The sequence below is a fragment of the Streptomyces sp. AC627_RSS907 genome (assembly GCF_019049165.1).
In genome coordinates this window covers 32464-44187 of sequence record NZ_JAGMUE010000035.1, presented here as the reverse complement: position 1 = coordinate 44187, position 11724 = coordinate 32464, and the positions used below count along the sequence as shown (strand labels likewise).

General features: G+C 74.1%; 5 protein-coding genes. All 5 read right to left on the bottom strand.

The window, feature by feature from the left end:
• Positions 1–234: 234 nt before the first annotated feature.
• Positions 235–4836 (bottom strand): FxSxx-COOH system tetratricopeptide repeat protein, encoded by a 4602-nt coding sequence (gene fxsT, locus KUM32_RS10690; RefSeq protein WP_217141602.1) that lies wholly within the window; start codon positions 4834–4836, stop codon positions 235–237.
• A complete protein-coding gene (locus tag KUM32_RS10685; RefSeq protein ID WP_217141601.1) occupies positions 4837–5955 on the bottom strand; it encodes a MoxR family ATPase in 1119 nt (372 codons plus the stop codon).
• Positions 5952–7499 carry a hypothetical protein gene (locus KUM32_RS10680; protein WP_217141600.1) on the bottom strand — a complete coding sequence of 516 codons (1548 nt, stop codon included), beginning with the start codon at positions 7497–7499 and terminating at the stop codon, positions 5952–5954. Before KUM32_RS10680 ends, KUM32_RS10685 begins: the two co-directional genes overlap by 4 nt.
• Before the next feature lie 166 nt (positions 7500–7665).
• Complete coding sequence (locus KUM32_RS10675) at positions 7666–10218, bottom strand: polynucleotide kinase-phosphatase (protein WP_217141599.1); 2553 nt, start codon at positions 10216–10218, stop codon at positions 7666–7668.
• On the bottom strand, positions 10215–11684 hold the full coding sequence (locus tag KUM32_RS10670; RefSeq protein WP_217141598.1) for a 3' terminal RNA ribose 2'-O-methyltransferase Hen1: 1470 nt from the start codon (positions 11682–11684) through the stop codon (positions 10215–10217). Before KUM32_RS10670 ends, KUM32_RS10675 begins: the two co-directional genes overlap by 4 nt.
• Positions 11685–11724 lie beyond the last annotated feature (40 nt).

Here is an 11724-nt window from a genome sequence, read left to right as displayed (position 1 = left end):
CGCCCGCGCCCCCTTCGCGCCCCCGCCCTCCCAGGACGGCACGACGACGGCACCGGCGGACGTGGGCTGAGGACCTGTCGTTCGGATCAGGCCGGCTGCGTGTGACTCCGCTTCGCCGCCGACCCGGGCCCCGCGACACCGGCATGATCGTGGCGACAGGCCTGGAGCCGGGCGCCCGGCATGGCCCCGGCCGGCGACCGGGCGAGGCTCCGTGCCCCGCCCGGCCGCCGGAGGCTACAGCGGCATCGGAGCCATGTCGCACTCGATGCGACGACGGCGGCGGGCCGCGGTGAGCCAGGGGTGGTCGGCGCGGACGACCTCGGCGAAGCCCTCGACGGCCCTGCGCTGAAGCTGGTCCGCCTCCGCGCCCCGGCCCAGGCCGCGCAGGTCGAGGGCGAGGTTGGCGGTGCAGGACAGGGTGAGCGGGTGGTTCTCACCGGCGACCTGGGCGAGCAGCGGCAGGTTGGCCTCGTCGATCTCCCGGGCCCGTTCGAAGTCCAGCCGGGCGTAGGCCGTGTTCGCCCGTCCGATCGCGGTGGTCAGCGCGGTGACGTGCCGCTCCCCCACCGTCTCGGCCAGGCGGCGGGCCGCCTCGTCCTCCTCCTCCTGCGCGGCGTCCAGCGCCCCGAGCGTACGCAGCGTGGCGGCCAGGTTGGCCCGGGTCAGCAGGGTGTACAGGTGGTTCCGGCCGAGCCGCTGCTCATAGCGCCGCACGGTCTCCTCGGCCAGTTGCCGCGAGCCTTCGAGGTCACCGGCCAGGCGCCGGTCGACCGAGAGGTTGGCCGCCGTCGCCAGCGAGTCGGAGTGGTCGCTCCCGTAGCGGTTGACGAAGCGCCGCAGCGTCTCCTCGGAGAGCTTGGCCGCCTCGGCGAGCGCGCCGTCACGGCGCCGGCACACCGCGAGGTTGCGGGCGATGCGCAGGGTGAGCGGGTGCTCGTCGCCGAACGCGGTGCGCGCCCGGCGGTACACGTCCTCCTGGAAATCGCGGGCGCCGGGGTAGTCACCGCTCTCGCGCATGTCGATGGACAGGCCGTTGAGGGTGTTCAGGGTGAAGAAGCTGGACGGGCCGAACAGCAGGTCGCGCAGCCGGGCGTTCTCCTGGTCCAGCGGCAGCGCCTCGCGGAACTCCCCGACCAGTCTGAGGTCGACGCCCCACGAGTGCGTCGCGCGCAGGGTGGCGGGGTCGTCGGAGCCGAACAGGGACCGGGCCAGCTCGGTGGCCTCCCGGCTCACGCGCCGCGCCTCTTCCATCCTGCCCTGGTAGCGGCGGGCGTCGGCCATCTCGCACAGGGAGTCGATCAGTTCCTCGGGTTCGACCTCCAGCCGGCGGGAGGTCTCCAGCGCCTTCTCGATCAGCGGGATCGACTCGGGCACCTGCCCGGTCTGCCGCAGCAGGAACGAGAAGCTCTTGGTCATGCGGATGACGTGGATGTCCTCCTCGCCGGAGGCCGCGAGCCAGCGGCTCCAGGCCTCGCGCGCGAAGTCCGCGGCGCCCTGGTGGTCGCCCCAGTAGTAGAGGAACCAGGTGGTGTCGGCGACCAGGTCGCGCACCCAGGTGTCGGAGCTGGTGACGGCCTGTGAGGCCAGTACGTGGGGCAGGAGCGCCTGGTAGGCGGGCCACTCCAGGGAGGAGCCGTACGGGCCCGGCTTGGCCGCCGACAGCAGCTGGTGCGCGGCGCCGCGCATACGCTCGCGTTCCCCCTCGCTCAGCTTGGCCAGGAGCACGGTCTGCAGCAGGCGGTGCATCTGCAGGGTGTCGGCGCGCGGGTCGACCTTGATCAGGGAGAACTGGCTCAGGTCGCGCACGGCGCGGTTCAGCCGGATCGACTGGCGCAGCAGCGGGTCGACCTCGGGGGTGATGCTGACGCCCCGGCTGCCGCGCAGGATCGAGCGCGGAATGGGCTCCGGGGCCATGCTGGCGCAGATGTCGAGGAGCTGGCGGGCGCCCGGGTTGTTGCGCTGGATGCGTTCCAGCGAGAGGTCCCAGGCGGCGGCGACGGAGACCGGGTAGTCGGGTGTCGGGTCGAGTTCCAGGATCTCGGGGCTGCGCTGGGCGAGCAGGTCGAGGTACTCGTCGACGAGCATGCCGGTGACCGCGCGCCAGGCACCGGCCTGCTCGACGGCGAGCGGCAGGTCGCCAAGGGCGTCGGCGAGCCGGTCGGCGTCCGCGACGCTCAGGTCGGGCGAGCGCTTCTGGAGCAGTTCGATGGATTCCGACCGCTCGAAGACGTTCACCGGCAGCGGGGTGGCCACGCGTTCCCAGGCCCGGTTCCGGGAGGTGACGATGACCTTGCCCGGCCCGTTGGTCGGGAAGTACTGGCGCACCGCCTCGACGTCCTCGGCGTTGTCGAAGACGAGCAGCCAGTCGTTGTACGGCGCACCGTTGCGCAGTGCCTCCAGTACGGCGGGGACGGCCGTGTTGGCGGCGGGTGCGCCCAGGCGGTCCGTGCTGGAGGGGGCGACGCCCAGCTGGGCGGCCAGGGTGCCCAGCGCGGCCAGGATGAGGCTCTCGCGTTCGGCGGGGATCCAGCAGATGACCTTGTAGTCGTGCTGGTGGGTGTAGATGTACTCCAGGGCGAGCTGGGACTTGCCGACACCGCCCAGTCCGTGCAGCGCGTGCGGGAGCACCGCGGCCGTGTCCTGGGCACCCAGTTGCTCCTCCACGGCCCTCAGCAGCCCCTGCCGGCCGACGAACGAGGTGTTCCGCAGGGGAACGTTCACCAGTAGGGCGGGCGTCGCGGTCGTGGTGCTCTGCATGAGCTGCTCAGCCTCCGGGGCTTCGGGTGGGGTGTCGTCGGTTACCAGGGGCGGCACGTGGTCTCCAGGTTCGTCGGGATGGTCCGGCCCTGGATCACTGCCTTCTCGGCCGCCGGATGATCCCCCGCCGCCCACAGGGTTCACCTCAGTGGGTGTACCCGCGGGCAAACCGGCGCCCACCCGTTCGGCCGCACCGGGCGGCAGGCGCCCGGAGAGCTGCGGTTCGATGCGCCTGGCCCGTTCGGAGTAGGGCCCCGAGAGGGCGCGCATCACGGCCAGTTCGCTGCGTGCCCAGCCGCGTTCGGCCGGGTCGGGCAGGGCGGCTCCGGCCGGGTCGTGCAGGGCGGCGCGCAGGGCGACGCCGCGCCGTCCGGCGGCCGGGAGCTCGCCCACCACGCTGATGGTGCGGGCGAGTTGGCTGCGGGTCGTGGTGGCGAGCAGCGCCTCGCGGACCCCGTCGGCGAACTCGGGGCGGCCTTCGCCGCCGCTGTTCCAGTCGATCAGCCCGCCCATGAGGATTTCGGCGAGGTGGTCGGGGCCGGTCTCCGGCATGGTGCGCCGCCGCATCTGTTCCACGAGGTCGAACTCGAAGGGGATGGCCGCCAGTTGGGTGGCGAGCCGGCGCGCGGCGGGGGTGGCGAGGGTGAAGAAGCGGCGGACGGCGGCGGTGGCGGCGCGCGGCAGGCGCGGGGCGCGCAGTCCGGGTGCCGGGGCGCCCTTGGCGAGGGCGCCGGCGAGGACGACGGGCAGGGAGCGGCGTACGCCCCGCTCACCGGTGACGAGGTCGGCCCAGGTGCCGAGGGAGCCGGGCTTGAGGGAGAGCACGGGCACCGGCACGGAGCCGTCACCGGCCTCGGGCAGCGGGCGCAGCGGGTCGGGGCCGCCGGGCGGCGTCCAGTGCCCGAGGCCGTCGTTGGGGGCGCCGAACCCGCCGGCCTCCAGGACCGCCGGGTACGGGTAGAGGGAGGTGCGGTGGCGCAGGTGCGGCGGCAGCAGGTGGACGAGGGCCGTGGGGCCGGCGTGGCCGAGGCGGCCGAGCAGGTCGTCGGCGGCCGGGGCCGCCCAGCCGTGGGCGAGCCCGTCGGTGACGACGAGGAAGACCCGCCCGCCCCGGCCGTCCAGGAGTTCACCGGGGTCGGCGGTGGCGCGGCCGGCGGGCCGGCACAGGGTGGCGGTGCCGGTGCGCGGCACGTGCACCCGGACGGCGCGGACGCCGCGGAAGGCGCCGCTGTGCTCGGCGGCCTCGGTGAGGCGGGCGCAGGTCTCCTGCCAGATCCGCATGGTCGGGGCGTCGTCGACGAGGAGTACGAGGTCGAAGGCGGTGGCGCGGGCGGGCCGCAGGAAGGGCAGCCACAGGCCGTCGGAGACACCCTGCTCGGCGGTGGTCTCCTCGTCGAGTTCCAGGGTGTGGCGGGAGGGGATGCGCCGGGCCAGTTGGTGCAGGGCGCGGGCGAGCAGCGCGGTGGCGCGGCCGGGGCCGGGCTGCGACCGCTCCTCGGCGGGCAGCAGCGGTCGCCCGATGTGCAGCGTGAAGGTGCCCGCGGTGTCGGGTAACAGCCGGCGCGAGGCGGCCGGTTCGGTGGGGGCGCCGTCCGGGTGGCCGGTGTCCCGGGGCCGGTCCGCGGGGTCGCGTGGCGGCACGGCCGGCTGGGCGGGACCGCCTGCGTCGGAGCCGGGCGGACGGGGAGCCGGTGCGGGATCGGCGGCGCGGGGGCCCTCCTCGGCCGGGGGCGGGTCCGGGGGCCGTACGTCCTCGGTCGCGGCCGGCTGGGCGGGCCGTGGGCGTGCGGGCGCGGGAGCCGTGTGCGGACGGCCGCCGCCCGGGCCGCCGTGGCGGTCCCAGTACGCGGCGAGCCAGACCGCTTCGGCCACTTCCCGCCAGTCCGGGTCCGAGGGCCCCGGCTCGTCGGGGCGCGGCCCGCCGCGGGCGGGCGCGTCCGGGGCCGGGGCAGCGGTCGGTGCGCCTCCGTACCCACTCGCGCCTTCGACGGACTCGGGGAACACCGAGGGAGGCGACGTCCCCGATACGGGGTCACCGTCGCCCGGTCCGGATGCGCGCTCCCTGGGAAAGCCGGTCATTCAGCGGCCCTTCGCGAGGTCGCGGAGGAGCATTTCCACGAGCTTACGCCCGTCACCGTCCGCCTGGAAACCACCCGCGGTAGTCATCTGGACAGCGTTGAGCAACTGGTCCAGGGAGTGGGTGCCGCCGGACTGGATCTGCCGTACGAACTCGTCCACCAGGGCCTCGGTGCCCTCGGGCCGGACGCCCAGGTGCCCTTCCACCAGGGCGAGCAGCTGCTCACGGCCGGGGGTGCGCATCTCCAGCGGCAGACAGCGCCGGCGGAAGGCGGCGGGGAACTCGCGTTCTCCGTTGCTGGTGATCACCACGACCGGGAACTCCCGGCACTCGACGCGCCCGTCCCGCACCAGCGCCCGGCCGGCGGGGTCGCTGGTGTGGACGTGCGCGGTGTCCGCGGCGTCGCGCACCAGTTCCGGGACCTCATAACTTCCGTTCTCCAGGACGTGCAGCAGGTCGTTCGGCAGGTCGATGTCGCTCTTGTCGAGTTCATCGACAAGAAGTACCCGGGGACGATCGTAGGGCAGTAGAGCGGTGCCCAGAGGACCGAGGGTGATGAAGTCCCCGAGGACGGGCGGAAGTTGACGGGGCGTTGACGCGGCCGCGGGATCGGCGGCACCCCGTCCGGCCGCCGGGCCCTGCGCGTCCGCCGCCGGTTCGGCGCCGTCCGGTCCCCGGGAAGCGGTGCGCAGTCCGGCCTGCCAGGCGGCGATGGCCTGTGCCCGGCCCATGGCGTCGTGGACGTACAGCCCGTCCCGCAGCGTGGTGCGGCTGACGATGCTCCACTCCAGGACCCGGCCGAGGCCCAGTTCCCGGGAGATCACGTAGGCGAGCGTGGACTTGCCGATTCCGGGCGGGCCGGTGATCAGCAGCGGCCGGCGCAGCAGCAGGGCGGCGTTGACGGTGTCGATCTCGTCGGGGCCGAGCTGCGGGGTGACGTCGCCGGGGCCGAGCCGGCGCACCGCGGCCTCCGGCTCGTCCGGCGGGGCGGGCTGGGACGGCGCGCCGAGGAACCGCCGCCAGGGCGGTGCCTGGGGCAGCGGGGGCGGGACGACCGGCGGGCGGCCGGTGCCGTGGAACACGCGCCAGCCGTTCGGGGACGTCTGCTCGTGCGCGTTCATGCCGGTGCCTCCTCGCCGGCGAGATCGCCGGGGTCGATGGTGTGCATGTCGACGATTCGGGTGGGATCGTCCCAGAAGAATCCTATGTGCCGCCCGAGGAGCCGTCCCGGGCCCTGCTGGTTCAGTTCGGCGTTCTGCCGCAGGCGGTGGATGGCGAGCGGGATCTGTCCCGGGGTCGGCACCGCGGCGAACACGGCCGTCACCACCTCCCTTCGCTCCTCGGGGAAGGTTCCCCTCCTGTCCCACACCGCCAACCCGATGCCCTCCGCTATCGCGGCCTTGAGCGCCTCCATGGCCAGGACACCGGCCGGGGCGTCCAGCACCACGGCCGTGTGCCTGGTGTCCCCGGCGAGTGTCGCCTGCCACGCGTCGAGCCGCCGCGCGTCCGACTCGCTCCAGCCGTGCACGCCGACCCCGTGCTGCCGCAGCGCGTGCCAGCGCTCCTGCCACTGGTGTCTCACCAGTGCGTCGTCGGTGCGCATCCGTTCCAGACTCCGTAGATGGACCCCGTACTTCAGCCCGAGCGGCAACGGCCGCCCGTCGCCGACCTGGTACGTCAAACCCGCCACATCGTGGTTGAGCAGGTCGTACGGAAGGACGAACTCCACGTACGCCGACGGCTGCCGGTGTCCATCCGAGGGGGGCTCCCCGGACCCGGCCCAGAGCCGGGCGCCCTGCCGCAGCGCGTCGTCGACGGCCGGGCCCAGCGCGTCCAGGGTGGTCACGGCCGGTGCGCCGGGCTGGGGGTTCCAGTGGCCCGGCACGGTGTTGAGCCAGGGGCGTACGACGACGTCCTCGGACCCGTCCCGGGCGGGCTCGACGGCGACGATCAGGCAGCGGGGGATGTCGGGGTCCCGCACCACCCGGGTGCGCGCCTCGCGGCGGCGCTTCAGCTCCTGGGCGAGGCCGGCCCGCTGTGCCCAGTCGTCGACCCAGCCGGACAGGGCGGTGCGGTGGCCGTGCGTGGGGGCGAGGAGGGCCGCCCGGTCGAGGAGCAGGACGGCGGGCGGCAGGCCGTCCGGCTGGGTGTTCCAGGCGAGGACGTGGAGGAAGAGCTGGTCGGGTGTCAGGCCGGTGGGCAGGTCGAGGCCGTTGAGTTCCTCGGCCAGGTCGTCGCGCAGCCGGCCGGCGTCGAGGTCGCCGCCGGCGAGGACGGCCCGCGCTCCGGTCTCGTCGCCGGGGTCGAGCGGGCCGGGCGGTGCCCCGGGGGCGGCGGGCGGGCCGGGGCTGATGAGCCGGTCCAGTTCGTCGCCGGCGGGTGTCCCTTCGAGGATGCGCACCACCGTGACGAGTACGTGTTCCCCGCCCGCCACGTTCAGCGCGGTGCGGACCAGGGTGACCACGTCCTCGCGCTGCTTGACGCCGCGCAGGTCGACGGGGCGGCCCAGCTGTTCTCCGAGCACCGCCGCGAACTGGCCGCGCCCCTGCGGGTCCTCCGTGCAGCTGAGTCTGCACAGGGCCTCGGTCAGCTCCAGCAGCAGTGCCAGCCCCCGCGCATGCCGGGAGTCGTCGTCGGCTCCGCCGAATCCCGCGCCCGTCTCCACCGACTGTCCCCCATGAGTCGGTACCTCTGCCTGACCGACCTGCGAAGTTAGCACGGCAACTGACGGTTAACCAGGGACCTGTGGGGTCTGGGGGCACAGCGTCCGGCCGAGACGCCCCCTGCGGGGCAACTCGGCCGAAAACGTGTGCCCCGCCCGACGACAGGGCCTACAGCCGCGGGTCCACCGGCTCCGACTCCAGCGCCAGCACGCCGAACACCGCCTCGTGCACGCGCCACAGCGGCTCGCCGTCCGCCAGGCGGTCCAGGGCCTCCAGGCCGAGGGCGTACTCGCGGATCGCCAGGGACCGCTTGTGGTTCAGGAACCGCTGCCGCAACCTGGCGAGGTTGTCCGGGCGGGTGTACTCGGGGCCGTAGATGATCCGCAGGTACTCGCGGCCCCGGCACTTGATGCCGGGCTGCACCAGGCGGCCCTTGTGATCGCGCACCAGCGCGCAGACCGGCTTGACCACCATGCCCTCGCCGCCCCGGCCGGTCATTTCCAGCCACCAGTCGACGCCCGCCGCCACCGACTCGGGGTCGCCGGTGTCCACGTAGAGCCGTCGGGTGGTCTGGAGCAGGCCGGTGCCGTCGTGCTCGACGAGCCGGTCGATGAGGGCGAGCTGCTCGTCGTGCGGGAGGGCGGCGAGGCTGCGGCCCTGCGCGGCCAGGATCTGGAACGGGGCCAGGCGGACGCCGTCCAGGCCGTCGGTGGGCCAGCAGTAGCGGCGGTAGGCGTCGGTGAACGCGGCGGCGTCGGCGGACCGGGCGCGCTGGCGGGCCAGCAGCTCGGTGACGTCGACGCCGCGCGCCGCGGCGCCCTCCAGCGCGGCCAGCGCGCCCGGGAACACCGCGCCGGAGGCGGCGCCCACGGCGGCGTACTGGGAGCGCAGGAGTCCCGAGGCCTTCAGGGACCAGGGCATCAGCTCGGTGTCCAGCAGGAGCCAGTCGGTGGCCAGTTCGTCCCACAGGCCGGCCTCGCCGATCGCGGTGCGCAGCCGGTCGAGGACCGCCTCGGTGACGGACCCGTCGTCGAGGAAGGGACGGCCGGTGCGGGTGTAGAGGGATCCGGTGGGGCCGTCCACCCCGAAGCGGGCACGCGCCGCCTCCGCGTCGCGGCACACCAGCACCACCGCCCGCGAGCCCATGTGCTTCTCCTCGCACACGACCCGCGCCACGCCGTCGGCCGCGTACTGGGCGAAGGCCTCCTTCGGGTGCTCCAGGTAGCCGTCCACTCCCGAGGTGGCGGTCGGTGCCATGGTCGGCGGAAGGTACGGCAGCAGCCGGGGGTCGGTCGCGAAGCGGCTCATGACCTCCAGGGCCGCCGCCCCGTTCTCCTCGCGCACGGTGATCCGGCCGGCGTGCCGGGTCTCCACGGCCCGGCGGCCCTGGACGTCCGCCAGGTCCAGCGGCCGGCCGTCGTGCCCGCCGGGGGCCTCGGTGCGCAGCGGCCTGGCCGGCTCGTACCAGACCCGCTCGGCGGGGACGTCGACCAGCTCGCGCTCCGGCCAGCGCAGCGCGGTGAGCCTGCCGCCGAAGACGGCGCCGGTGTCCAGGCAGATGGTGTTGTTGAGCCAGGTGGCTTCCGGGACGGGGGTGTGGCCGTAGACCACGGCCGCGCGGCCCCGGTAGTCCTCGGCCCACGGGTAGCGCACGGGCAGGCCGAACTCGTCGGTCTCGCCGGTGGTGTCGCCGTACAGGGCGTGGCTGCGGACCCGGCCGGAGGTGCGACCGTGGTACTTCTCCGGCAGACCGGCGTGGCAGACCACGAGCCGGCCGCCGTCGAGGACGTAGTGGCTGACCAGGCCGTCGATGAACTCCCGCACCTCGGCGCGGAACTCCTCGCTCTCGCCGTCCATCTGCTCGATGGTCTCGGCGAGTCCGTGGGTGTGCTGGACCTTGCGGCCCTTGAGGTAACGGCCGTACTTGTTCTCGTGGTTGCCGGGGACGCACAGGGCGTTGCCCGACTTCACCATGGCCATCACGCGGCGCAGGACGCCGGGGCTGTCCGGGCCGCGGTCGACCAGGTCGCCGACGAAGACGGCGGTGCGGCCCTCGGGGTGGACGCCGTCGGTGTAGCCGAGCTTGCCGAGCAGGGTCTCCAGTTCGGCGGCGCAGCCGTGGATGTCGCCGATGATGTCGAAGGGGCCGGTGAGGTGGGTGAGGTCGTTGAACCGCTTCTCGGTGACGACGGTGGCGTGCTCGACCTCCTCGGTGCCGCGCAGGACGTGCACCTTGCGGAAGCCCTCGCGCTCCAGGTGGCGCAGGGAGCGGCGGAGTTCGCGGGTGTGGCGCTGGATGACCCGGCGGGGCATGTCGGCCCGGTCGGTACGGGTGGCGTTGCGCTCGGCGCAGACCTCCTCGGGGACGTCGAGGACGACGGCGATCGGCAGGACGTCGTACTTCCTGGCGAGGTCGATCAGCTGCCGCCGGGCGTCCTGCTGCACGTTCGTCGCGTCGACGACGGTGCGGCGGCCGGCGGCGAGCCGCTTGCCGGCGATGTAGTGCAGGACGTCGAAGGCGTCCCGGCTGGCGCTCTGGTCGTTCTCGTCGTCGGCGACCAGGCCCCGGCAGAAGTCGGAGGAGATGACCTCGGTGGGCTTGAAGTGGCGCCGGGCGAAGGAGGACTTGCCGGAGCCGGAGGCGCCGATCAGCACGACGAGGGAGAGGTCGGTGACGGGGAGGGCACGGGCCCTCGGGCGGGTGTCGGTGGTGGTGCTCATGCGGCCTTCGCCTCCTTCTCGGTCACGGCCTCGGTGGTGAACACGGCCATCTGGGTGGGCGGGCCCACCTCGGGGTCGTCGGGGCCGACCGGGCGGAAACCGACGTCGTAGCCGTGGCGTTCGGCGACCGTCCGCGCCCAGGTGCGGAACTCCTCGCGGGTCCACTCGAAGCGGTGGTCGCGGTGGCGGACGTGGCCGGCCGGAAGGGTCTCCCAGCGCACGTTGTACTCGACGTTCGGCGTGGTGACGACGACGGTACGGGGGCGGGCGGAGCCGAACACGGCGTACTCCAGGGCGGGCAGCCGGGGCAGGTCGAGGTGCTCGATCACCTCGCTGAGCACGGCGGCGTCGTAGCCCGCCAGTCGCTTGTCGGTGTAGGCGAGGGAGCCCTGGAAGAGGTGCACGCGCGCGGCCTGCCGCTCGCCCATGCGGTCCAGCCTGAGCCGCCGGGCGGCGATGGTGAGCGCGCGCACCGACACGTCCACGCCGACGATCTCGGTGAAGCGCGGCTCCTTGAGCAGTTCGCGCACCAGGTGTCCCTCACCGCAGCCGAGGTCGAGGACGCGGGCGGCGGCGTGGTCCCGGAGCGCGGTGAGGATCGCCTCCCGGCGCTGCACGGCGAGCGGCGTCGGCCTCTCCTCCTGCTCGGCCTCCGCCTCGACGGCGTTGTCGATCTCCTCGACCTCGCTGTCGTCGGTCTCGGCCAGCCGGACCAGCTCCAGCCGCTCCATCGCCTCGCGCGTCAGCGACCAGCGGCGGGACAGGTAGCGGCTGGTGATCAGCTTCTGTTCCGGGTGCCCGGGCAGCCAGCCCTCGCCGGCCCGCAGCAGCTTGTCGACCTCGTCCGGGGAGACCCAGTAGTGCTTGGCGTCGTCGAGCACCGGGAGGAGGACGTAGAGGTGGCGCAGGGCCTCGCCGAGGGTGAGCGTCGTCGACTCCAGTGCCAGCCGGACGTAGCGCGAGTCGCCCCACTCGGGGAACTCGGTGTCCAGCGGCACGGTCTCGACGGTGACCGTCCAGCCGAGCGGCTCGAAGAGGCGCCGTACGAGGGCGGGGCCACCGCGGGCGGGGAGCGCCGGCACGTCGACACGCAGCGGCAGCGGCGCGGCGGCGCGCTCGGGGCGTGCCTTGCACACGCCGCGCATCGCGCTGGAGAAGACGTTGCTCAGCGCGACGGCGAGGAGCGAGGAGGCCGCGTAGGGGCGGTCGTTGACGTACTGCGCGAGTGCCGCGTCGGGGGCGCCGCCCCGGCCCTTGCCCTTGCCGCGCCTCACCAGCGCCACCGCGTCGACCTCCAGCAGCAGCGCGGCCGTGCAGCGCTGCTGCTCCGCCTCCGGGTAGAACACGTGGGCCGTGCCGAAGGAGGTGGAGAACGCCTGCGCGTTGTCGGGATGCTTGTGCAGCAGGTATCCGAGGTCGGTCGCGGGGTTCTCGGGGGTGCCTGTGGTGGTGAGGGTCAGGAACATGCGGAGGGCCTCTCCGGCTGGGTGGTCGGTGACGAGGTGC